This window comes from Segetibacter sp. 3557_3 (genome assembly GCF_004354985.1).
Lineage (GTDB): Bacteria > Bacteroidota > Bacteroidia > Chitinophagales > Chitinophagaceae > Segetibacter.
This window is the reverse complement of record NZ_SMSK01000007.1, coordinates 153,328-175,243: the sequence shown is the minus strand read 5'-3', so window position 1 is coordinate 175,243 and position 21,916 is coordinate 153,328. Positions and strand designations below refer to the sequence as shown.

22 protein-coding genes are annotated in these 21,916 nt (G+C 46.4%); 7 read left to right on the top strand and 15 right to left on the bottom strand.

The window, feature by feature from the left end; genetic code table 11:
* Positions 1-40 precede the first annotated feature (40 nt).
* Positions 41-616, top strand: coding sequence for a DUF6580 family putative transport protein (locus tag EXU57_RS12995; protein ID WP_133268648.1), 576 nt, complete (start codon positions 41-43; stop codon positions 614-616).
* 98 nt (positions 617-714) lie between these two features.
* Here the strand turns inward: EXU57_RS12995 and EXU57_RS12990 are convergent, their stop codons facing one another.
* From EXU57_RS12990 to EXU57_RS12945, 10 genes are all read right to left on the bottom strand, one after another.
* On the bottom strand, positions 715-1,380 hold the full coding sequence (locus tag EXU57_RS12990; protein WP_133268647.1) for a diphthine--ammonia ligase: 666 nt from the start codon (positions 1,378-1,380) through the stop codon (positions 715-717).
* Between the two features lie 87 nt (positions 1,381-1,467).
* The gene (rnhA, locus tag EXU57_RS12985; RefSeq protein ID WP_133268646.1) at positions 1,468-1,947 is read right to left on the bottom strand and encodes a ribonuclease HI; all 480 of its coding nucleotides are present in this window, start codon (positions 1,945-1,947) and stop codon (positions 1,468-1,470) included.
* A gap of 2 nt (positions 1,948-1,949) precedes the next feature.
* A complete protein-coding gene (locus EXU57_RS12980) occupies positions 1,950-2,732 on the bottom strand; it encodes a PhzF family phenazine biosynthesis protein (protein ID WP_133268645.1) in 783 nt (260 codons plus the stop codon).
* Positions 2,733-2,771: 39 nt separating this feature from the next.
* On the bottom strand, positions 2,772-3,488 hold the full coding sequence (locus EXU57_RS12975) for a YiiX/YebB-like N1pC/P60 family cysteine hydrolase (protein ID WP_133268644.1): 717 nt from the start codon (positions 3,486-3,488) through the stop codon (positions 2,772-2,774).
* Positions 3,489-3,562: 74 nt separating this feature from the next.
* Positions 3,563-4,387, bottom strand: a complete 825-nt coding sequence (locus tag EXU57_RS12970) for a choice-of-anchor J domain-containing protein (protein ID WP_133268643.1) — start codon at positions 4,385-4,387, stop codon at positions 3,563-3,565.
* 24 nt (positions 4,388-4,411) lie between these two features.
* A complete protein-coding gene (locus tag EXU57_RS12965; protein WP_133268642.1) occupies positions 4,412-5,146 on the bottom strand; it encodes a choice-of-anchor J domain-containing protein in 735 nt (244 codons plus the stop codon).
* A gap of 103 nt (positions 5,147-5,249) precedes the next feature.
* A complete protein-coding gene (locus tag EXU57_RS12960; RefSeq protein WP_133268641.1) occupies positions 5,250-6,878 on the bottom strand; it encodes an acyl-CoA carboxylase subunit beta in 1,629 nt (542 codons plus the stop codon).
* A gap of 280 nt (positions 6,879-7,158) precedes the next feature.
* Positions 7,159-7,911, bottom strand: a complete 753-nt coding sequence (locus tag EXU57_RS12955) for an NYN domain-containing protein (protein ID WP_133268640.1) — start codon at positions 7,909-7,911, stop codon at positions 7,159-7,161.
* A 2-nt stretch (positions 7,912-7,913) separates the two neighbouring features.
* Positions 7,914-8,645, bottom strand: a complete 732-nt coding sequence (locus tag EXU57_RS12950; protein WP_133268639.1) for an EcsC family protein — start codon at positions 8,643-8,645, stop codon at positions 7,914-7,916.
* A 36-nt stretch (positions 8,646-8,681) separates the two neighbouring features.
* Positions 8,682-9,425, bottom strand: a complete 744-nt coding sequence (locus EXU57_RS12945; RefSeq protein ID WP_133268638.1) for a M15 family metallopeptidase — start codon at positions 9,423-9,425, stop codon at positions 8,682-8,684.
* A 32-nt stretch (positions 9,426-9,457) separates the two neighbouring features.
* Between EXU57_RS12945 and EXU57_RS12940 the strand changes: the two genes are divergently transcribed.
* Both EXU57_RS12940 and EXU57_RS12935 read left to right on the top strand, forming a co-directional pair.
* Positions 9,458-9,850 (top strand): septal ring lytic transglycosylase RlpA family protein, encoded by a 393-nt coding sequence (locus tag EXU57_RS12940; RefSeq protein ID WP_165958130.1) that lies wholly within the window; start codon positions 9,458-9,460, stop codon positions 9,848-9,850.
* Positions 9,851-9,919: 69 nt separating this feature from the next.
* Positions 9,920-10,513 carry a hypothetical protein gene (locus tag EXU57_RS12935; protein ID WP_133268636.1) on the top strand — a complete coding sequence of 198 codons (594 nt, stop codon included), beginning with the start codon at positions 9,920-9,922 and terminating at the stop codon, positions 10,511-10,513.
* 103 nt (positions 10,514-10,616) lie between these two features.
* Here EXU57_RS12935 and EXU57_RS12930 read toward each other — a convergent pair whose 3' ends face one another.
* The 3 genes from EXU57_RS12930 to EXU57_RS12920 form a co-directional block, all read right to left on the bottom strand.
* Positions 10,617-11,258: a DUF72 domain-containing protein gene (locus EXU57_RS12930; RefSeq protein ID WP_207955473.1), complete on the bottom strand. Its 642-nt coding sequence runs from the start codon at positions 11,256-11,258 to the stop codon at positions 10,617-10,619.
* A gap of 209 nt (positions 11,259-11,467) precedes the next feature.
* Positions 11,468-14,002, bottom strand: coding sequence for a transglycosylase domain-containing protein (locus EXU57_RS12925; protein WP_243745587.1), 2,535 nt, complete (start codon positions 14,000-14,002; stop codon positions 11,468-11,470).
* 137 nt (positions 14,003-14,139) lie between these two features.
* Positions 14,140-17,256 (bottom strand): tetratricopeptide repeat protein, encoded by a 3,117-nt coding sequence (locus EXU57_RS12920; RefSeq protein WP_165958129.1) that lies wholly within the window; start codon positions 17,254-17,256, stop codon positions 14,140-14,142.
* Between the two features lie 107 nt (positions 17,257-17,363).
* Between EXU57_RS12920 and EXU57_RS12915 the strand changes: the two genes are divergently transcribed.
* From EXU57_RS12915 to EXU57_RS12905, 4 genes are all read left to right on the top strand, one after another.
* Positions 17,364-17,759: a hypothetical protein gene (locus EXU57_RS12915; protein WP_133268634.1), complete on the top strand. Its 396-nt coding sequence runs from the start codon at positions 17,364-17,366 to the stop codon at positions 17,757-17,759.
* Between the two features lie 81 nt (positions 17,760-17,840).
* The gene (locus tag EXU57_RS25890) at positions 17,841-18,062 is read left to right on the top strand and encodes an AtpZ/AtpI family protein (RefSeq protein ID WP_410528412.1); all 222 of its coding nucleotides are present in this window, start codon (positions 17,841-17,843) and stop codon (positions 18,060-18,062) included.
* Positions 18,062-18,460, top strand: a complete 399-nt coding sequence (locus EXU57_RS12910; protein ID WP_133268633.1) for a hypothetical protein — start codon at positions 18,062-18,064, stop codon at positions 18,458-18,460. Before EXU57_RS25890 ends, EXU57_RS12910 begins: the two co-directional genes overlap by 1 nt.
* Positions 18,447-19,070: a SprT-like domain-containing protein gene (locus EXU57_RS12905; protein WP_133268632.1), complete on the top strand. Its 624-nt coding sequence runs from the start codon at positions 18,447-18,449 to the stop codon at positions 19,068-19,070. Before EXU57_RS12910 ends, EXU57_RS12905 begins: the two co-directional genes overlap by 14 nt.
* A gap of 705 nt (positions 19,071-19,775) precedes the next feature.
* Here EXU57_RS12905 and EXU57_RS12900 read toward each other — a convergent pair.
* Both EXU57_RS12900 and sucC read right to left on the bottom strand, forming a co-directional pair.
* On the bottom strand, positions 19,776-20,282 hold the full coding sequence (locus EXU57_RS12900) for a GNAT family N-acetyltransferase (protein ID WP_133268631.1): 507 nt from the start codon (positions 20,280-20,282) through the stop codon (positions 19,776-19,778).
* Between the two features lie 227 nt (positions 20,283-20,509).
* Positions 20,510-21,721, bottom strand: a complete 1,212-nt coding sequence (gene sucC / locus EXU57_RS12895; protein ID WP_133268630.1) for an ADP-forming succinate--CoA ligase subunit beta — start codon at positions 21,719-21,721, stop codon at positions 20,510-20,512.
* Positions 21,722-21,916: the final 195 nt, after the last annotated feature.

Genomic DNA, 21,916 nt, shown 5'->3' with positions numbered 1-21,916 from the left:
GGTTCTTTTTTTCGGCTACTTTTGCGGGATAAATTAGCTTATGAACAGACAGAATACCAGCATGTTTGCTGCAGCTCTTCTCATCCTTTTTGCTGCATTAACCAGGCTTTTTCCACATTATCCAAATTTTACCGCTATCGGGGCTATGGCGATTTTCGCCGGAACAACAGTAGCCGATAAGAAGATGGCGTTTCTGTTTCCATTAGCCGCGATGTTTTTCGCAGACGTTTGCCTGGAATTATTCACCAGCGTTAAGGGGTTCTACGGTTATGGTCAGCTTTTCGTGTATGGCGCATTCATGCTGATTACCTGGTTATCAACTTATATCCGTAAGAAGAACGTGGCGAGTATTGGCTTTGCTGCAATCTGGAGCGGTATTATCTTTTTTATTCTTTCAAACTTTGGTGAGTGGTTGTTTAGTCCCGTTAACCTTTACCCGCACACGTTCGCCGGGTTAATTGAAGGTTATGTTGCCGCAATACCTTTTTATAAAGGCGAATTATTTGGAAGTTTCTTTCTGAATACCATTTTCGGCAACCTGTTTTTCAGCGCTTTGCTTTTCGGCAGTTACTACCTGATCACACGCGGCCTGAAACAGGATAAGGTTTATGCTTAATCATATAAAATGACAATAGAGATCCTGCCAAATGGCGGGATTTTTTTTGCCTCTAAAAACTCGTTTATATTTTGTAAGTGCAGAAGTTCGCCGGGTAGTTACGGTGAAAGTTGAAGATTGGTAAACCAGTAATTATCGTGCTTTATCGCTCCTGTCGATTGCACGTTCAGGTGTTCTTTAAACAATGGACAATGAGTAACCAGGGTATGGTATTCACCATTTTCTCCACAAGGGTCGATGCCGATGCGTTCCAATTCACTGACAAGTTCCCGCGAGAGCTGCCGGCCAAGAAAACGTTCACCCATGATGTGGTTACAGCTAACAATTATGGTTTCGATCCCCCAATCCAGCATCTCTAAAATTAGTTGTTTACGGTCGGCATGCCAAAGCGGTAACACTGCTGTTAGGCCAGCTTGCTGGCAAACTTTTTCTTCCCAGTCGCGATGCGCCTGGAGGTCAATATCGCCAAAAGCCATATGACTTAGTTGGTATGCTTGCCTCAGATCGTTCAGCGCAGCCGTAAACAATCGCTCATAATCCGCCCAACTGCTGCTGATAAGGTGCACGGGCAATCCCAGTTGTTTGGCCTGGGCGCGGATGATGGCCGAAGGGATCCCATGACTCCGCGTGATTTTGCCCTGCTCGTTCAAGACATTCAGCAAAACTGCAGGCACCAGGCCTGTATTCCTGGCTTTCATCAACGCATAACAGCTGTCTTTGCCGCCGCTCCAGCTTACGCCGCAGCTGCCTGTTGCAATTGTCATGGTTGGCTTATCATTTATAAGAATTCTTGTTTATACAGCAGTTCAGCCGCACACCGGGTTGGACTGATGCCCATAGGTGCAGCAGTTTTACTGACCTACACCGGTTTCATAACCTACATCAATCAACAGGTTGCCGCCATCAGCGGCACTTGTCGCCAACTCATCGCACCGGTTATTCAATGGATTGTCGGCATGGCCTTTCACCCACTTGAAAGTAATCTTAAACTCCTTTGACAACTGGTAGAACCGCATCCAGAGGTCCTTGTTTTTCTTTCCACCTTTGAAGTCGGTCTTAATCCAGTTATCAAGCCATTTTTGCTGTACCGAACGGACAATGTACTGGCTGTCTGTATAGATGGTTAGCGGTATATGCTTACGGTTCAACGATTCCAGCGCTACAATTACGGCAAGAAGTTCCATCCTGTTGTTGGTCGTAAGCCGGTATCCCGCAGAAAGCTCTTTTCGCTTGTCTCCCCACATCAGAATAGCGCCATATCCTCCTCTGCCGGGATTGCCCCTGCTGGAGCCATCGGTATATATGATGAGCTGATTGCCTTGTTCTGCCATAGCTACAGGTAATATTCTCCTTTCATATACAGCACTGCTTTACCGGCCATTAGAACCCTGTCGCCCGCTTGTGTGCAGGTGAGTTGTCCGCCACGTGCGGAAATTTGCCTTGCTGTTAAAGTCGTTTTGTTGAGTTGCCCGCTCCAGTAAGGGATCAGGTTACAATGCGCCGATCCGGTTACGGGATCTTCGCCGATTACGGAATTGGGAACAAAAAAACGGGAGACGAAGTCAACATCGCGGCCTGGTGCAGTAACGATAATGCCTACACAATCCAACTGGTTCAGGTAAGTAAAGTCGGGCCTGAAGTCGGCCACCTCGCTTTGTTGATTATACACCAGGAAATAGTCCCTTGATTTTAGGATTTGGGCAGGTTGGATATTAATTCCTTTAAGGAGGGCTTCAGGTGCTTCCGCCTGGGCCGGGATGCGGGTTGGAAAGTCTAATTGAATGAGCCCATCTTTCCTGGTTACTTCCAGTAGCCCGCTTTTACAGCTGAAACGGATGGTATCACCTTCATAGCCCAGGTGTTCAAACAGGACAAAAGCGGTTGCAAGGGTTGCATGACCGCAAAGGTCAATTTCGTATTCAGGGGTAAACCACCGAACGTGATAACCGCCTTCTTCTTTAATGAAAAAAGCTGTTTCGCTCAGGTTGTTTTCAGCAGCAAGGCGCTGCATGGTATCTTCAGGTAACCATGTCTCCAGTGGGCACACTACTGCAGGATTGCCACCGAACAGCTGATCGGTGAAGGCGTCTACGTGAAAAAGCGGGTACGATTGCATGTTAGTTTAGTCTAAAGTTTTGTTTCGCAATTCCACGGGCTATTGTTGACCTGGGAGTTGCTTAAGCGTAAATTTTGCCAGCAAGGTACATTCCGGCATTGAATAAAGGTTGTCGAGGGTAAGGATCTTTGTATCAGCCACGAGTTGGGGGCTGATTTTTTCGGCCTTTAAAAATCCGGCAACCATTACCTGCATGCGTTTTGGAACATGAACCTGCCTAAAATGTACCATTGAATCACTAGCCCGGGTAATGGCTTTAGCGATCATTTCGGAACAGTACATTAGCTGGTCTGTTTCCATACTGTATCTTCTGTCGAAACGGACACCACCTCGTTTATAGCTTTCCACTATTTTGCTTACTTCTGCTCTTTGCTCAGTTAAAAGATTATAGCGGTACAAACCGCAGCTTAAATTATGAACAGGGTTAAGGAAAGAGTCGATTGAAACAACCTGGATTGTGTCGTTGTGATTGCCATCCGGGCTGATGTGAAATACCTGCTTTTCGCCGTTGACTTCTATAATGATTCCCGCATGGGAATAAGCGTAGTCTTTCTCATTCAGGTATTTAATTCGTTCACTGATCAAGTCATCACCAAGCCGGACAACCAGGTCGCCGGTTATAGCCGTAGCGCTGAGTGCAGCTAACTTGTCTTGTAGTGTTTTTTCTTCGGGAACTACATCAGTTGAGGTGTCTGCGTTACTACACGACGAGACCACCAGAACCATTATGTAAACCATCGTCAATAATCCTTTCATGCCCGGAAACTTAAACGGTAAAAATAAAAAAGGCCGTCCGGATCAGACAGCCTTTTTTGTTTATCAACAATCGCTTAATTATGAATAAAAGCAAGGCTGTCCAAACCTACAACGGTAGGGTAGTTGCCCGATGAGCCACCAAACAAGCCCGCGTCCGCTGCCAGGTATCGAAAGGCGAACCTTGCTGCAGGTACAGCACCTGTACCCGGTATGCCAGTGATGTTTATCGTGTATTTCGTCCAATCCTGCGGGTACCCGGGCGCAGCAGGTGTATTGCCTGCAGGATCATTGTTCAGATATTGAGGGTTGATATCGAGCAACAGTGTATTGAAGTTGCCGACTGAGGTCGGCGAGCCCCCGACGTTTACCGTTCCGTTACTGAAATTAGCCCGAACCTGCATACGGTCTTTTGTATATATCGGGTAATTGGCGTCGTTTACTGCCCGGGTATAAAAAATGATCTGGTCACCATTTTTGATTGGCACCATGGGAGAAATCAACCATGCGCTAATGTCCCCGGTTCCGGTTGCCGCGTCGTTTACGGCAGAGGCGTCGCAACTAATAAAATCGTTTGGTGTAGTACTTGCCGAGTATGCCGGAAAGCCGATAAAGGGCACCGGCGCCAGGAATTTGTATTGGGCCATTGAAGCCGATTCGTACCTGCCTTGTCTCCACCCGGTTGTTCCAATCGGGTAGCTGTTGTTTTTAAAAACCCAACCCTTCCGCGTTAGGGTTCCGGCAGAGTCGAACTCCTCAACAAATGATGCGGGTGGAGCAGGTGGAAATACAGGGGTAACTAACCGCTGTGTTGGTGCTTCCTCTTTGTTACAGGAGACTACAACTATGCTTGCAGCAAAGGATAACAATAAAGCACAGGTGACCAGGTTTAGTTTTTTCATAAAATCTCCATTTAGTTGTGCGGCTTATTGTTGGCGTTTGCTTTTGTAAGTAACCAAATCTACTCCCACCCCGCTGCCAATGCCATTTGAACCTGCACCTTCAACAAAGTAACGAAACGCAAAGCGGCCCCGAACCGGTTCTTGCAGTCCAAACAAGGTAACCTGGAAACGTGTCCAACGGTAGGGGAATGCTGTTGCTATTGGATTAAGTAAACTAAATGCCTCAAGGTTTGGATTGATATCGATCAGGCCGCGGGTAAAGTCGCCAGGGTCGGCGGCGCTGCCTACGTTAGTACTTTCGCCATTGGTGCTCAGCCGCAGTTGAAGCCGGTTGGCATAATCAGTGGAGTCGCCCGCACCATCAGCATAAATGACAGCCCGGGTATAGAAGCTAATGGTATCACCATTTTGCAATGTTACCACGGGAGACACGAGCCAGTTGCTGATAATAGCAGCAGCAGCGGAAGTAGAGGTATAGTCGGCACCGATAAATCCAACATTGGATCCATGCGATGAATAAGCTTCGAACCATGGTGTAACTGCACCGGCCTGTTGCCAGATGTTTGGCCCTTTGGACTCGCTGACGTTGAGAAATTTCCAGCCACGATTTGAAGCAGCTGACACCGTATCAAATTCTTCCACAAACGACTGGTCAGCAACGGGAGGAGGAGCAATAAGGTATTTATCGTTTACACAAGAGGAAAATAGGAGAGCAGGTATACCTGCCCACAGGAAAAGTTTGGGCAACATTTTTTTCATGATACGGATTATTCAGGTATTCCGGTGGTTTTTAAGGAACATGTGGCTTGTGAAATTAACAAATTTTGGCCAACAGAAAACAGGGGATCAAACGTATTAAGACTTATACCTGGAAGACACCGGTTTTAAATTCAGGCATTTGCGTTGAACTATTCGCCGCGGTAAGCCCTTCTGAAATAACTCTCCTCGTGTCTGCAGGTTTGATCAGGCCATCGACCCAAAGCCTGGCTGCTGCGTAGAACGGGCTGGTTTGTTTTTCGTATCGATCTTTGATCTCGTCGAGCAGCCTCTTTTCCTCAACAGGATCAATGACCTGCCCTTTGGCTTTTAGACCCGCCACTTGTATCTGCATGAGGGTTTTTGCTGCCTGGTCGCCGCCCATAACAGCAATCTTTGCGCTTGGCCACGCATAGATAAACCTGGGATCATATGCCTTGCCACACATCGCGTAATTTCCCGCGCCATAACTGTTGCCAATGATGATGGTAATTTTTGGGACCACTGAATTTGCAACCGCATTAACGAGCTTAGCACCGTCTTTGATTATTCCGGCGTGTTCACTCCTGCTGCCAACCATAAAACCGGTAACATCCTGCAAGAAAATCAATGGTATCTTCTTTTGATTACAGTTCATGATAAAACGGGCAGCCTTATCCGCGCTGTCGTTATAAATTACCCCACCAAGTTGCATCTCGCCTTTTTTGGTTTTTGTAATCAAACGCTGATTGGCTACTATCCCCACTGCCCAGCCATCAATGCGTGCATAGCCGCAAAGCATAGTTTTACCATAGTCGGCTTTAAACTGCTCAAAGGCACTGTCGTCGATAATCCTTTCGATAATTTCAAGCATATCGTAAGGCTTCAGGTTTCCTGCAGGCAGAATACCATTAAGTTCAGCGGGATCTTTCTTGGGTGGAACAGGTGTTGCGCGGTTTAACAGGCCGGGCGCATTATTGCCAAGTTTACTGATGATCTTTTTAACCTGGTCGAGACATTCCTGTTCGGTTTTAAACTTGTAATCAGCTATCCCGCTGATCTCGGTATGGGTAACCGCACCACCCAATGATTCATTGTCGATGTCTTCACCGATGGCTGCTTTAACAAGGTATGGACCAGCAAGGTAAATACTGCCATTGCCTTCCACCATCAGCGTTTCGTCGCTCATGATCGGCAGGTAGGCACCTCCTGCAACGCATGCACCCATCACCGCCGCAATCTGGGTAATTCCCATAGCACTCATCTTTGCATTGTTTCGGAAAACACGACCGAAATGTTCTTTGTCGGGAAAGATTTCGTCCTGCAAGGGCAGAAATACGCCCGCACTGTCGACAAGGTAGATGATAGGCAAATTGTTTTCCATTGAGATTTCCTGCATGCGAAGGTTTTTCTTGCCCGTAATGGGAAACCATGCCCCGGCTTTAACCGTTTGATCGTTTGCCACGATTACGCACTGCCTTCCACTAATGTAGCCTAAGCCCGCAACTGTTCCTCCGGCAGGGCAGCCGCCATATTCTTCATACATTTCGAAGCCGGCAAAAGCACCAAGCTCCAGGAAGGTGGAGTCTTTATCGACGAGGTAGTCGATCCTTTCTCTTGCCGTTAACTTGTTTTTCTCGTGCTGTTTTTCAATGGCCTTTTTTCCGCCACCGAGCTGAATTTTTTCGAGGTGATTTCGCATTTTGCTGATGGCCTGCTTCATTTCATCCTCGTTTCGATTGAATTCGATATTCATAGGGGTGGGTTTATAACAAAGATAAGGTAGGGTTGAGCTCAGAAATTGGTGATCGGCAATACACAATTTGATAAGGCTTTCTTTTACAGGGCAGAATAGACTCCGCCGTATCTCTGTAGCTTTAGGATGGAACCCGAAAATTTTGAAGGATCGGGATCGGCCGCATATAGAACAAACAGTAAAAGTGAGTGACACCCGTCCGAGCCGGTTCATCCGGGCGGGCAACGATGTTGGGTTCGGAACGAATGCCGGCTACCAAAAAAATCCATCGTAGGAGGGGTTATACCCTTTTTAGCAAAGGATGATTTAGTCCGTTGATCATATTGTCGATCAGTACAAAGCCCTTAAGGTTTTTAAAGAGCGTTGTAAGGGTTTTGTAGCCATAGGTGCGGCAATCAAAACTTGGATCGAGCTTTCGAAGATTAAAGCCGATAGTAGAGATGTACACCTCGTCGCTTTCGTTTGCAGACATGTCGAAGGCTTTATTGATGAGTTTCATATCAAGCGCCTGCTTTTCCTCTTTTTTTTCCGCCTTTTTTGTCGTTGGCTTTTCTACCCTTGTCTCAGTTTGCTCCAGGTTTTCCACGAGCGTGAAGATCTCACATGACTTGATAAAAGCATTAGGCGTTTTCTTTTCACCTATACCCATTACGAAAATGCCCTCTTCCCTGATGCGCTTTGCAAGGCCTGTATAATCGCTATCACTCGAAACAATGCAAAAACCATCAACCAGTTCGTCGTGCAGGATATCCATCGCGTCGATGATCAGTGCACTATCGGTGGAATTTTTGCCACTTGTATAGGAAAACTTTTGGATAGGGTTAAATGCAAGTTCATTGAGTATCCCCTTCCAGGTATTCATGTGCTGGGTGGTCCAGTCGCCATAGATTCTTCTGATGGTTACTTTGCCATATTTAGATGCTTCTTCAAGGATCAGCATGAGTAGCTTGGCAGGGGCGTTGTCGCCGTCAACCAATAAAGCTATGCGGTTAGACTTTTCCCTGCTTAGGTTCGTTTCGATGCTTTTTGCCATAATTATCCGATTTGTTTTGTTTCGAGCCGGCGCATTCTATAAGCATTCATTGCAGTCGCGCCTAATTTCTTTAGGAGCTGGTAATTTACAACTACGCCAACTACGGCACCAACCCCTGGTATCAATTGTGCAAGTTTTGCAAGATCGATATAGTCCCTGTATTCCTGTTGAAAGGACCGCCAGTCGAAGTCGTGTACATCGGCTGGCATCTCATTAAGCTTAGCCTTCCAATTAGTGATTTGTTCGAAAACCTTTTGCCGGTGCTGCTGGCTGGAAAAAGCAAGCTGGAAAATATGAAGGATGTACACCCGCTCGCGGTAATCGTTTACATCAAAGCCGTACAAGGCAGCAATATCAAACAACATCTTTATTTTAATGGCAAGTAATACGGGAAAGTCTGCTACGGCAAGCAGGAATCCCCCCGCACCCGCTATTCCGCCTTCAGCAGCAGCGGTATGCTTGTAAAACTTAATACGGTCCTGAACCCTTTGTTCAATTTCTTCAATGCCGATGTTTCCCGGAGGATTAAGGGTGGTGTGTTTTGCACCAAACAATACGCCGCGGACCATTTCTTTTATGGTACGGGTAATTGCGGCGTGCACTTTCTCGGGAATGATGCGATTAATACGGTCCTGCACTTTTTTAGCGACTGCATTTAAAACCGAGGGTCGCCGCTGCATTTGCTTTTGCCACGTGGCTAACTCCGACATAATCTGATCGTGGTATGCGTACATTCCGGGTTGATGGTTTATGTTACTTCATCCATTTTCTTACAACCGACACTTTTTGCGCACAACTCGCTTCATCTGCCTGAAATTTAGATCAAGTAAGTCATACTTCCGACTGGCTTCAGGTAAAAAGTAGTGCCACCACTCCGTATCGAGCGCCAGGAAGCCATGTTTCTCCATGGTCGTTCTGAGTAGTTTGCGGTTCTGTATAATGTTCTCCGGTAAGTTAAGGTAGTTATGGTGCGCTTTTTCGCTAAAGTCGTCAAACAGGGTAGGCATTGCAAGCTCTTTCCCGGTTTTGAGATCGACCAATGTGAGGTCCACGGCTGCCCCCCGGTTGTGCCCGCTACCTTTTGCAGGGTTGGCGGCATAACGGTCGTCGGGTACAACCCGCCACATTTCTATGGTAACGCTGTAAGGGCGATAGGCATCATAAATTAATAGTCCGATCCCCTGGGGTTTCAGCTCACTTTGTACCGCAGCCAGGGCCATGGCGGCGGGAAGTCGCAAGTAAGCACCCGGGTTTTGATATAGAACTTTATGGGTGAAGTTGTCGGAAGTTGCATATTTGAAGTCGGTTTTAATGTCCGGAACATACGATTTCACCTTAACCATACGTTTATTGTTATCTGTTTGGAGGGTAAGACAATAAGATTTACCTTCGCCGGCCACCTGCAAGCCGAATTCATTGGGTAAAACCTTATTTGGCCTGGGGGAGCAAGAGAGTATAAAGCCAGACATCAAACAGTAAATAGGTAGCAACAATTTATTTTTTTGATCGATCATGGCTTTTATTATTTCATCTAAAATCAGTTCTTTTGGCTAAAACGTATTTGATTCTGTTATTCCTTTTGCCCCTGAGGGTATTATCACAGGGCAAACTTAAGACAGCAGCCGTTCACGCAGAAGGTACTGCAAGTTTTTACAACGACAACTTCGAAGGATCTCCAACCGCCAGTGGAGAGTCGTTTCAAACCAGGTTACTTACCGCAGCAAGCAATTCTTTTAAGCTTCATACCTGGGTTCGGGTTACCAATCTTCAAAACAACATATCTGTAATTGTAAGGATCATCGATCGCATGCACCCCCGCATGGCAAAAAGAGGCAGAATAGTTGATCTGAGTAAAAAGGCGGCGAGAAAGATCAGAATGATTAGCGATGGACTGGCAAAAGTAAAAGTAGAAGTGGTTCCTGCCGGTACTGAGCATTAATGCATCAGCATTAACTTAAATTTACGATATTGCGGCGGTGTCGAATTAAGCCGACCGAAAAAAACTGTTATGAGGAAGATCTCCCTTGTTGTAATTATTTCGATGCTCGCCGGGTCGGTTAATAGCCAGGAAATATCGTATAAAAAGAAACCAACTTTATCGGTAAACTTCATACTAAACGACTTTCGTACTGCCGACCTTATCAGGGCTAATACATTAGCGGGAGTGCTGAAAAACAAGCAATGGAGCAAGTTTAGTGAAATGGGACCTGGCCTGGCTGTTAATTACTACCAGGGGATTACAGAGTATGTTGATTTTATGGCTACGATGGGTGCTTCGATTGTAGATTATACTTTCAAAAATCGCCAAAGCTTAGGCTCCGACAACTTCCTTCTTGAGACTGATGCCAATGTACTGGTGAAGTTGCTTTCTGATAAATACCGGGTCACCCCTTACCTGAGTGCAGGCGCAGGGGTGTCGATGTATAAGGTTTACTGGGGTGCCTATATCCCTTTTGGCTTTGGGTTACAGGTTAAACTTGCTGAAAATACTTTTCTTCATACCCAGGTTCAGTACAGAACCGGTATAACAGAACTGGCAAATAACCACTTCAACTATTCGCTCGGCTTCGGAACCCCCATCGGCAACGGCGGTAAGAAATAAGTTGTTCCGCCTCACGACCTGGTTTCAAAATAAGCCTGCAATTGCCTGGCATTGCCAATGGCTGATGCATCTATGTCGTTATTGAAGTAGAAATAGGCTTCTTTTACTTTTCCCAAATCCTCCGTTTGTTCTGCGATCCGGTAGAGTTCCTCTCTGTATAGGCCGACTTATATAACAGGGGAACACCGTGAAAGCGGTAGTAGGCCGTTCCCGTGGTAGCGATAAGGTTGTCGGGGTACTCCGGGTGGCTCATTCCGCAAAAGCCTACATTATGCTTCGACATGGTAGCAAAAACATCAGCATCCCACCAGCTGTTATGCCTGAATTCCAAAACGTTGTTAAAGGCAAGATCCAGGCTGTTGATAATTTTATCAAGTCGTTCCGGGGTATACTTTGTTCTTGGTGGCAATTGAAACAGTACGCATCCCAATTTTTCTTTTAATCCTTCCTTTATGGTTCCGTAAAAGTCTGCTATCATTCCGGCAGTGTCGTTAAACTGCTTGTAATGGGTTATGGCTTTATTCATCTTCACCGAAAATTTAAATTCGGCCGGGCTCTTTTCGTAGCAATTCTCCATTAGTGCCGGTCGGGGAAACCGGTAAAAGGTAACATTCAGTTCCAGGGTATTAAAGTGTTGCAGGTAGAACTCAAACCAATTCTTTTGTGGAACCCCTTTTGGATAGAACAAGCCGCGCCAATGCTTATAATGAAACCCGGAACAACCCACCCAGTACCTCGTCGTCATTTGAAATGATTATGCTCACCAGGTGCAAATATGGAACCACCTGTTTTGTTCTCCGTGTACAAGTAAGTGGTAGCCGGCAAAGCAGGAAAGGTGCACATTCCTGATTTGCCCGGGCTCACCGTGCTATAAACCCGTTCAGCACTTTGCTCAGGCTATGGTACAAAAAAAGCCGCCTTGTTTAGGGGCAGCTTCGAAAAATAGATTGTTGTTTAGCGTTGTCGGGGCATTACCGCTTTTGGTGTGGTGGCAGGTGCCTCATCATTTTCTTTTTCGCGGCGCTCCTGCCTTTTTTTCTTCCGCCTTTCTCTTGGAGAAAGGTTTTCATCGTCTTCTTCTTCAGGCTTTACAACATTAGTTTTCTCCTCTTTTTTCACGGCTGGATCGTCCACCGGTTTTGGTTGGGTACCCGGCTTGGTTTTCTCAGCGGGAATATCGCTTTCTGCGCCAATTTCCTGCGGAGGCGCAACAGGAATATCATAATCGTCCGAATTACCATTGCCGACGTCTTCACCCTCAGCACCAAACTGCTGGTTATTAGCAGGCAAACGGTTTAGGTAATCGAAGATGACATCGTTGTCCATTACTTCAGGTTTCGAAAACTTGGCATTTCTGTCGAGCGCCAGGCTTTTATCGTTCAATGCTTTGTTGTAAAAATAAGCCCAGATTGGAAGTGCAGCTGAGGAGCCCTGGCCAACGTCGGTACTGTTGAAACGGATAAAACGGTCGTCGCAGCCTACCCACGCGCCCGCAAGTAGTTGCGGTGTATAGCCCATAAACCATGCGTCGCTGTTATCGTTTGTTGTACCTGTTTTACCTGCAATCTCACCCGATACCCCATAGCTGTTCATTCTTCGGCCTGTACCAAACTGGATTACGCCCTGCATCATCAGCGCCATTTCATAAGCAGTCACTTCACTGATCACTTCTTTTCTGCGCGCAGGCAAAAAGTTCTCAAGCACGTTGCCATTTCTGTCCTCAATCCGTGCGATCATCAGTGGCTTTGAATTGAAACCTCTACCCGGGAACATGCTGTATCCCTGCATCATTTCGTATAAGGATATTTCGCAACTTCCCAACGCGATTGCAGGGTAAGGTTCAATCTTGGTTTGCAGGTTACAGTTTTTCAGGAACTCAACAAAACGTTTAGGTCCGTCGTTGCCGTTATTGCCCAACTGTTTCATAATGTATGCTGATGCACAGTTCCGCGAAAATGCAAGTGCCTGCGACATCGGCATTGACCGGCCGGTACAGGTACCTGTAGTTGCAGGCACCTGGCCATAGGTACCAAAGTTTTGCTGCATATCAGTTACAGTCGTATTTGGATTGAAGCCTGCCTCTTCAATTGCAAGTGCATACAACAGGGGTTTTATGGTTGAACCTACCTGCCGCTTGGTGTTTACATTAACGTGGTCGAACTTAAAGGTTTTAAAATCAATGCCGCCAACCCAGGCCTTAATTTCTCCGCTAAGCGGATCCATTACCATAAAGCCAGCCTGCAGCATTTGCCGGTGGTATTTGATCGAGTCGTATGGAGTCATAGTGGTATCCGCCTCACGTTTGTTGTTCCAGGCGAATATCTTCATCCTTGTTTTTTTATGGAAGGTCTTTTTGAGATCGGCATCTGCTACACCGTCGCGCTTACCGTTTTTCCACCGATCACTGTTGCGCATGGCCGTTTCAAGTACATTTTCAAAACCCTTCCAAACAGTGCCCTTTCTGACATTTGATTGGGAGTTCAATATCTTCTGCATGTAGCTTACATGCTTCGAAACAGCCTCCTCAGCGTACACCTGCATTCTTGGATTGATCGTGGTGTAAATCTTTAAACCATCGCGATATAGGTTATACTGATCACCATTGGGTTTGGTATGTTCCTTACACCACTTCTTCATTTCTTCGCCCAATACCATCCTGAAATATGGACCGAGACCGGCTGTCTCGTTCATCTTTTTGTAGTTCAGTTCTATAGGCTGTTTTTTCAGGCGTTCAGCTTCAGAATCACCAATAAATTTGTTTCTGACCATTTGGTCAAGAACGGTATTTCGGCGATCGAGGGCAAGTTTGGGATTAACTCTTGGGTTATATAGCGTTGAACCTTTAAGCATACCAATCAGAACAGCTGCTTCCTCTATGGTAACCACATCAGGATCCTTTTGAAAGAATGTGCGGGAGGCATTCCGAATACCATAAACATTGTCGCCAAATGGTACGGTGTTCAGGTACAGGGCAAGTATTTCGTCTTTAGTAAAGTTCCGCTCAAGTTTAATGGCAATGATCCATTCTTTCAACTTCTGCATCGCCCTGGAAAAGGGGTTCCGTGCCCGGTTGCCGTTAAAAAGATTAAAAGCAAGCTGCTGCGAAATTGTACTGGCGCCACCATCCCGGCCAAGCTTAAAGATGGCCCTGCCTACAGAACGTGCATCAATACCGCTATGGCTGTAAAAGCGCTCATCTTCGGTAGCGATCAGTGCGTTAACAATGTGCTTGTTAATGTCTTTGAATTCGGCATTGCTCCTGTCCTGCAACAGGTACTTTCCCATCACCGTTCCATCGTCTGCAATTACCTCGCTCGCAAGCGAGGCAGAGGGATTTTCAAGGTCTTCGATCGAAGGCATCTTTCCAAACATTCCCCAATTGGCGAGCAGTAATACCAAAATGAATGATGCGAAGCCAATCAGCACCACTCTCCAGAATATCTTAACAGAGGTGCGCATACCAGATTTCCTGGCTACTTTTTTTGCCATTTGTAAGTTTTTAAGATCCAGGCCTGTGAAAATCAGTTGAATTCATGGGCCTGGATGAAGCCGTTTGAGCACTAGAGCCGGGTTACAGATAAGGGCTGTAAAGCTATAAAAGTACTTACAGATTGCGGCGGTAATCGTTAAAATTTACCGGGGAAAGCCTGTTGAAGTAATTGCCTGTAAGCAGCCATGTCTTTGTTCGCTTTTAGTAGTTCCAGGTTTGCAGCACTGATTAGTAAAAACGTATACTTGTCCCTGCTTAACCACGGAACAATACGGCTTCCGGCAATTGGTTGTACGTTGTCGATGTAGGTCATTGCCGTTGTGGCATCTGTTAACGGACCCTGCAGTACCATATGATAACGAGGATCAAGTTGCAACCCGGTGATGTCAATTTTTTGATTACCCAGGTTTTGACGGTTGTACCTGTTGAAGGCATTCCTCGCCTCACTTGCATAAACCTCATCAACCTTGTCAAGCAGCACCACTACGTAGTGTGCATCCGAAGGAACAAAAGTAAAGTTCTTGTTTACGACTGGCGGCCGGGCAACGCTATCCTTTTTTACAGGCGTGGTTACGGGAGGATTAGTTGGTGTTGTGGTTGGTGGGGTGGTAACGGTGGCCGGGGGTTTCGTTGTAACAACCGGCGGGTTGTTGGTAACCGGCTGGTTGTTGGTAACTGGCTGGTTTTTTGTAACCGGCGGATTGTTGGTGACCGGCGGGTTCGTAATGGTTTGTGCAGGCTTTGTAGCCGGTGGGAGGGTGGTTGTCTTCGCTACAGAGTCTCTGGCAGGTATTTTGATTTCCGGGATAATCGAAACCGGTGGGTTGGTATTGCCTACAGCCACAGCCGGCCGTTCTTCAGCTCGGGTAACATCCAGCTTGGTTAAATAGTCTTCAATGTACAGGCGGCGACCCAGTACATCAATCATCGTAAATGCCTTATCTGCCATGGGTGTTCCGCGATACATACTTGTTAGGCTTCGCAGCGACTTAAGTGCTGTGCTATCTTCCCGCTGTTTTATGTAGTAAATCGCCTCTATGTACAACAATTGTGGTGTCCAGTAGTTTTTGCCATAGATACTGTCGGCAGTCCGCTTCTCGTTTTTGGCCCTTTCAAAAGAACCTTCAAGAAACAGGTTATAGATTTCTTCGTACTTTTTAGTTGCGGGATTTGTGGCCAGTTCAGTTTTTGTGGATGCAGGATTTTTTAGCATTTGCGACCACTTTCCTGTGGGATCGGTAGCAAGCAATTGTTTTGCATAAGCATCCGATCTTTCAACATTGCCCATTTTCCGGTAACAGTAAACCAGGCTAAATAATGATTCGCTGGTATAATCCGAGTCGGGGAACCGGCGTAACAGTTCTTCGTAAGCTTCGATTGCTGATGGAAAATCTTCAAGCTTAAGGTGAAAGGTTTGTGCAGTGCTGAAAAGCGCATCACGTACGCTTTTGTTACTAACTGAAAGCTTTTCTTCGGTAAGCGGCACAGCACCTGCCAGGCCTTCGTAAGAAATGTCCTGTTGTGCGCCCGCCCCGGGAGTGATGTTCGGGCTCAGAATGTCGGGCACGCTGGTCATCTGGTTAGCCTGAACCCTAACTGCCGATTGCCTTCTCCAGTTATCTACATTCGGCCGTTGACCCCAACGACTCTTGAACTCGCTAAAGCCCCGCGCCTTTGAAGAAGCATTATAAAAGTAGAAGTCTGTTGACTTTGAATCATCTGCAAACAGGTTCGCAGCGGTTTCACGAACAACCGCGCTATTCTGTGTTTGTGTATCGTCCTCCTTAAGGCCGCTTTCGCGGCGAAGCTGCCGGCTCTTTTTGCGGATAATCGCTTCGCGTTGTTCGGCGGGCAACTTCGCCAGGGCTTGCAGGCTATCCTGGGTGTAAACCGCAAGAATGTTATCGCTGATGGTTTTCAATGGCGGCTTACGAAGGGTTGCCCGCTGCTTATCTTCTTCAAGGGCCAACATGCCTACAACGGTACTGTCATAGTAGTTATAAGCATTGGTATAGTTTTTCCGGTCATAATTAATGTCGGCAAGTAGCAGGAACGACTCACTGCGTTGTACCGGGTTGTTGTTGGTATACTTAACACTCTTCAGCAAATGCTCTTCTGCAGCTGCAAAACCTTTTCGCTCCAACTCCATTTTTGCCGCAGCATAATAGATGATGTCGCGGTAATTTTCATATTTGTCTTTTTTCGCCAGCTTGAGCAATTCCGATATGTTCTCCTGCAGTACGTCTTTTTTGTCGTTGTCGCGATGAATGCGGATAGCGTTGAGCCGGGCATAAACATCCATCACCGGGTCATTGGTGTGTTTTATACAGCGTGCGTAGTAGTCGATTGCTTGTTCCGGCATGTTGGCCAGCTGGTACATTTGTCCTATAAGGAACTCCCACCGGGCATACTCCTGGCGGTTGCCCGCCTCGTTAAGTGCTTTGGAAAGGTAATAAGCCGAACTGTCGTAAACCTGCTGCTTATAAAACCAGTACGACATTACCTCGTTAAGGTCAGTGTCCAGGCGTTTCGGAAAGTTGGGGTCAGTCCGCAAAATTTCGATGATTCCAGCAGCCTCGGCAAGTTCATTAAGTTCAATGTGGTTGCGGATCTGCCAGATAAAGCTCTCATTCCGGCTAGGTGGCCGGCTGATTGCCCTTTTAAAGATGTTTCCTTTCTCCTTTGTCGCAATACTAAATTCACCCGACTCATTGCTCGAATTACTTCCAATTGGAATGTCGTAACCGCCGTCTTCTTTTGGAGCAAAAGCAAAATTCAGGTACTGCAGGGTCAAAGCTGCTGAATCGAAATCCTTTTTGTAGAAGTATGCTTTTGCAAGTATCAGGTACATATTATCGATCCAGTCGTTTCGCAGATCGTGTAACAGAATGCCGGCAGTCGACTTATAGATTACGGAGTCAAGTTCGGGAGCTTCTTCTTTGGTTGCTTCAAGTGAATAATTGTAAAAAGGTAACAGGTGGGCGTAATCGTCTTTGTTTGCAGCTTTTGCCCGCTCCAAAACTTCGTTCAGCCGCAGGTTTGCATTAAAATAATAGTTGTAATGGGTAAAGGTATTTTGGGCAATCCTTCTTGGTAGGGTAAACTTTTTCTCGCCGGTTTTCTCAGAACGTAATTTGCGGTTTTCGTACTTCTGTGGCTTTTGTAATTCAACATCGGTACCCACCTGGGCGGTAGCCGGAAGGCATAAAGCAGCCAGCAAAATCAAGAGAAAACAACACCTGATATCCTTCATGAACTGACTCAGATTTAGCAAATAGAACAGCATAGAAATAATTTAAAAGTAAGGTTATTTTTCGGTTCGGCTGTACATTCCAGTACCTTTAACCTTTGCAAAACACTATGGCAAAACCCCAGGCGCACAGTACACTTAAACGGTTGCGAAACCGCTACCGGCTCGTTATCATGAACGATGATACCTATGAAGAAGTTGTGACGTTTAAACTTTCCCGTTTCAGTGTTTATGCCATGTTTAGCAGCATATTTGTTATCCTGGTTGGTTTTACCGTTGCAATAATTGTATTTACCCCTCTCAAACAGTATGTTCCCGGCTATGGCAGTCAAACAGCACGCAAGGATCTGCAACTGTTGAAGTTTCGAACCGATTCGCTCGAAAGCGCTATGAGAATGAAGGATCAGTACATGAACAATCTCCGGCAGGTATTAACCGGCGACGCAGGTTTAAACCTCGATACTACGATCATAAAGGTCCCCCGGCCCGAGCGGTCTACCGATTGATCCGGGGCTGATTGGCGTTCCCAAAACTTTTCCCCCGCCTGTACCCCTTCGTTTCGCATCTTTGCAGAACAACAGATATTTATGGCTAGCCAGCAACGCGGAAGTTCTAACAACAACTTATTGCTGAAGTACGCAGGCTTAACAATGCAGCTTCTGGTTGGGCTCGCACTGGCCGTGTGGATAGGGATGAAATTGGATGCGTGGTTAGCATTCTCAACCCCTTTATTCGTTTGGATCCTGCCCTTGCTTGTCATCACTGCCATGATTTACCAAATCATAAAAGACACCTCAAAAAAGAATTGATGTTCAATAAAACAATGTTGCCCCTGGTGGTGATTTTCCTGGTATTGGGGGCGCTCATTATCCTGTTCCGGAATTTCCTGCAGGCAAGAGGCATAGACTGGCAAATATTAAGTGGCGGAAACCTGGTCATTTACCTGATCACAGTTGTGTCACTGCATATGCTCACCAAGGGGCTCAATGCCCAAAGTACCCAGGCCTTTCTACGCAACGCTTACGGGGGAATTTTATTGAAATTAATGGCTTGTGCGACGGCAGCTTTTTTTTATATTCTATCTGCCGGCAAACAGGTAAATAAGCCGGCCATTTTTATCATGATGGGTCTTTACTTGCTTTACACATTTATCGAAATGTCGATTGTGATGAAGCAAAGCAAATTAAACAAAGATGCCAAAAACTGAGCAGCCGCTCCAGGCGCTTAGCGCTTTCATTCCTGAAAACACTTTCGAACAGGTTGCGGCTTACATCCAAAAATATAAGGTCCACCTCACCATTTCCCGGGAACGCGCAAGCATTCTTGGCGACTACCGCAATGCACACAACAACCGCAATCACCGGATTAGTGTTAATGGCAATCTCAACCCATACGCATTCCTGATTACCCTGTTACACGAGCTTGCACACCTGCTCACCTTCGATCAGTATGGGCATAAAGTACAGTCGCATGGCAGGGAATGGAAAAAGATCTTCGGCGACCTGCTCGCCAGGTTCCTGGGCAAAAACATCTTTCCGCCCGACGTTGAAAAAGAGCTTGCCGCATCCCTTGTTAACCCTGCCGCAAGCAGCTGTGCCGAAGACGGCCTCATGCGTATCCTCCGCAGGTACGATAAACAGAAACTCAATCACCTGCTGATTGAAGACCTGCAAACCGGCCAGCTGTTCCGGCTAAAAGATGGCAGGGTGTTCAAAAAAGGGGAGAAGCTCAGAAAACGCTATCGCTGCCAGGAAATGGCTACCGGAAAATACTACCTGTTTAGCCCTGTTTACGAGGTTGAAGTAATTAATGCATAGGCTTGCATCCTGGCCTGTCAACAATCCTTCAAGGGTTTACATTCCAAACCGGCATCGCCAGGATTTCGGGCATAAATGCAACCATATTCCTTGCTTCCGCATGAAAGCTCGGTCAACAATATTCCTGGACGCGTACTATGTTATTATGGAGTTGTATTCGCCTTTTGCTACGCTGGGTGCTGTATTCCCTGTATTGCTGTTACAAGACGTTGGGCGTTCCCCAAGCTGCGCAAGGGTCAGGCTTTGCGCTCCTACTCCGCCACAAGTCCGCGCTGCACAACCTTCAGCGGGGTATCCGCTTCAATCCTTAACGCAAGCCGGTGCAAGAAACGCGTTTGGTGCGCATTGTACCGGGGAATACCAGTTGTTTGCTAATCGCCTGCCGAAGCACCCGTGCCGGGCATAAAGTGCCGTACCGCTATACAACTACAGATATCCTTTCTGATACCCTCGTGTAGGTGGCGTTCTTTGCAATGTTTTAAAATATAGGTAGTAGCCCCATATGCGCTAAACTACAGAGGGTTGTTTACACGAACCCCGTTTAACCATGCCTACTCACTCGAAGGCGGGAGGGTTGAAACAACCCTGTAACAATTGTACGCGAGTTAAAATCGAAGAACCATCAGAGCGTAAGAATAGCAAACCTGTATGTGGATATAAGTACGACCTATTCGGCACTGGTAGATGGGAATGGGTAAAAGCGGGTTACGGTTGCGACTCTTGAGTGTCCAGTTTTTTTAGCATCCATACATCGCAACCAAAATGACCGGTATTTCCAAGCGGGCCATCAAGGTAATTGAAACCAAACTTTTCATAAACGGTTACAGCTTTTCTTAATTCAGGCATGGTTTCGATGTACACCTGCCTGTAGCCGGTTTCTGTTGCGAATTGCAGGCATTTATCAATGAGCAACCTGCCGAGCCCCAGGCCCCTAACTCCCGGGGAAAGGTACATTTTCACCAATTCGCAAGTGGCTTCCGGCAGGCCCGGCGACGGAAATATACCTGCACCACCAACCAGTTCCCCCTGTTTTTCAGCGATGTAGTAAATGCTTCCAGGCTCATGGAACAACTCAAAAAGATGATCGGTAGACTCGTCGTAATAAACCGTCCCTGGCTTATTGGCGCCGAACTCTGCTAACGAGGACCGGATAATCCGCGCCAATCCGGCATTATCTTCAAGTTGAATCTTCCGGATAACTACGTCTAGCATAATAGATGGGTAATGGTAAGCTTCTTTTTACAATGCGAATATAAGCCCATAAAACACCAGGCAGGATTGGCCATTTACGATTCCACCTGGCCATCGCAGGTTCGCCTGCCTAAAATATTAAAATAAAAAAATCCCACCGCTTGGGTGGGATCTATTGTAAGATTTGCTCGTCTAGCAATTAAAGAGCAATAGTAACAACCGGTTTGTTTAAGCTAAGAGTAACGCAATTAAGCTACTGCTTTCTTCACCAGGTCTGCTGCTTCACTAAGCAGGATAGCGCTTTGCACCTTCAATCCGCTTTCGTCTATCAATTTTTTTGCTTCCTCTGCATTGGTACCTTGTAAACGTACGATGATGGGGATGTTGATGTTTCCAAGTTTATTAAAAGCTTCGATAACACCGGCAGCAACCCTGTCGCAACGAACAATACCACCAAAGATGTTAATCAGTATAGCTTTAACATTGGGGTCTTTAAGGATGATCTTAAATCCTGCTTCAACAGTTTGTGCGTTTGCGCTACCACCTACATCCAGGAAGTTAGCTGGCTCACCACCACTAAGTTTGATCATATCCATCGTCGCCATCGCAAGTCCGGCACCATTAACCATGCAACCCACGTTACCATCCAGCTTAACAAAGTTCAGGTTGTATTGGCCTGCTTCAACTTCGGTAGGATCCTCTTCAGAAACGTCGCGCATGGCGGCCAGGTCGTTATGGCGCATCAACGCATTTTCGTCAAGGTTCATTTTGCAGTCCACCGCAATAATCTTGTCATCGCTGGTTTTGAAAAGCGGGTTTATCTCCAGCATGCTGCAATCCAGTCCAACATAGGCATTGTAAAGGCTGGTCACAAATTTAACGCAGCTCTTAAACGACTCTCCGCTAAGACCAAGGTTGAAGGCAATTTTTCGTGCCTGGAAACCTTGTAATGCGCCACCCGGGTGAACCCACTCTTTAAATATTTTTTCAGGAGTGTTGTGCGCAACTTCTTCGATATCCATGCCGCCTTCAGTGCTGTACATAATTACATTCTGCCCTTTGGTTCTGTCGAGCAAAATACTGAGGTAAAATTCTTTAGTTGGATTTGGTCCGCTATAATATACGTCCTGCGCGATCAGGATCTTGTTTACCTTTTTACCGGCAGGACCTGTTTGAATGGTTACAAGTGTGCCGCCAAGAATGTTCTTCGCAATATTGGTGATGTCGTCAACGCTTTTTCCGACTGCCACGCCACGTTGTTCTTTTCCCTCGATCTTTCCCTTTCCGCGACCACCCGCATGTATCTGGGCTTTAACTACGGCGAAGTTATTGCCGGTATCAATTTTGATTTTCCGGTAAGCTTCTTCGGCAGCCATTACCGTATCAACGGCAACACCTTCCTGTACCGGTACATTGTACTTTTTCAGCAGTTCCTTAGCCTGGTATTCATGCAAGTTCATATAGCATAATTTTGGCGAAGATAACAGAATTACAAATTGCTTATCCTGTGCTATAATTTTTTTTGACCCTTAAGAATTTGTCCGGGAGAGGCGCCGGGATATAATGCTTCCACCACGGAATTTTCCATGCCAGATACCCCCGAGCTGAGATTTCCGGATTTTAGTCAATGAATTGTCAAAGTTTCGTTGTTGCGC

What these genes read in the sequence shown, in the direction of transcription:
- EXU57_RS12995 (WP_133268648.1), top strand. Translation starts at nt 41, where the DNA reads ATGAACAGACAGAATACCAGCATGTTTGCTGCAGCTCTTCTCATCCTT.
- EXU57_RS12990 (WP_133268647.1), bottom strand. Translation starts at nt 1,380, where the DNA reads ATGACAATTGCAACAGGCAGCTGCGGCGTAAGCTGGAGCGGCGGCAAA.
- rnhA (WP_133268646.1), bottom strand. Translation starts at nt 1,947, where the DNA reads ATGGCAGAACAAGGCAATCAGCTCATCATATATACCGATGGCTCCAGC.
- EXU57_RS12980 (WP_133268645.1), bottom strand. Translation starts at nt 2,732, where the DNA reads ATGCAATCGTACCCGCTTTTTCACGTAGACGCCTTCACCGATCAGCTG.
- EXU57_RS12975 (WP_133268644.1), bottom strand. Translation starts at nt 3,488, where the DNA reads ATGAAAGGATTATTGACGATGGTTTACATAATGGTTCTGGTGGTCTCG.
- EXU57_RS12970 (WP_133268643.1), bottom strand. Translation starts at nt 4,387, where the DNA reads ATGAAAAAACTAAACCTGGTCACCTGTGCTTTATTGTTATCCTTTGCT.
- EXU57_RS12965 (WP_133268642.1), bottom strand. Translation starts at nt 5,146, where the DNA reads ATGAAAAAAATGTTGCCCAAACTTTTCCTGTGGGCAGGTATACCTGCT.
- EXU57_RS12960 (WP_133268641.1), bottom strand. Translation starts at nt 6,878, where the DNA reads ATGAATATCGAATTCAATCGAAACGAGGATGAAATGAAGCAGGCCATC.
- EXU57_RS12955 (WP_133268640.1), bottom strand. Translation starts at nt 7,911, where the DNA reads ATGGCAAAAAGCATCGAAACGAACCTAAGCAGGGAAAAGTCTAACCGC.
- EXU57_RS12950 (WP_133268639.1), bottom strand. Translation starts at nt 8,645, where the DNA reads ATGTACGCATACCACGATCAGATTATGTCGGAGTTAGCCACGTGGCAA.
- EXU57_RS12945 (WP_133268638.1), bottom strand. Translation starts at nt 9,425, where the DNA reads ATGATCGATCAAAAAAATAAATTGTTGCTACCTATTTACTGTTTGATG.
- EXU57_RS12935 (WP_133268636.1), top strand. Translation starts at nt 9,920, where the DNA reads ATGAGGAAGATCTCCCTTGTTGTAATTATTTCGATGCTCGCCGGGTCG.
- EXU57_RS12930 (WP_207955473.1), bottom strand. Translation starts at nt 11,258, where the DNA reads ATGACGACGAGGTACTGGGTGGGTTGTTCCGGGTTTCATTATAAGCAT.
- EXU57_RS12925 (WP_243745587.1), bottom strand. Translation starts at nt 14,002, where the DNA reads ATGGCAAAAAAAGTAGCCAGGAAATCTGGTATGCGCACCTCTGTTAAG.
- EXU57_RS12920 (WP_165958129.1), bottom strand. Translation starts at nt 17,256, where the DNA reads ATGAAGGATATCAGGTGTTGTTTTCTCTTGATTTTGCTGGCTGCTTTA.
- EXU57_RS12915 (WP_133268634.1), top strand. Translation starts at nt 17,364, where the DNA reads ATGGCAAAACCCCAGGCGCACAGTACACTTAAACGGTTGCGAAACCGC.
- EXU57_RS25890 (WP_410528412.1), top strand. Translation starts at nt 17,841, where the DNA reads ATGGCTAGCCAGCAACGCGGAAGTTCTAACAACAACTTATTGCTGAAG.
- EXU57_RS12910 (WP_133268633.1), top strand. Translation starts at nt 18,062, where the DNA reads ATGTTCAATAAAACAATGTTGCCCCTGGTGGTGATTTTCCTGGTATTG.
- EXU57_RS12905 (WP_133268632.1), top strand. Translation starts at nt 18,447, where the DNA reads ATGCCAAAAACTGAGCAGCCGCTCCAGGCGCTTAGCGCTTTCATTCCT.
- EXU57_RS12900 (WP_133268631.1), bottom strand. Translation starts at nt 20,282, where the DNA reads ATGCTAGACGTAGTTATCCGGAAGATTCAACTTGAAGATAATGCCGGA.
- sucC (WP_133268630.1), bottom strand. Translation starts at nt 21,721, where the DNA reads ATGAACTTGCATGAATACCAGGCTAAGGAACTGCTGAAAAAGTACAAT.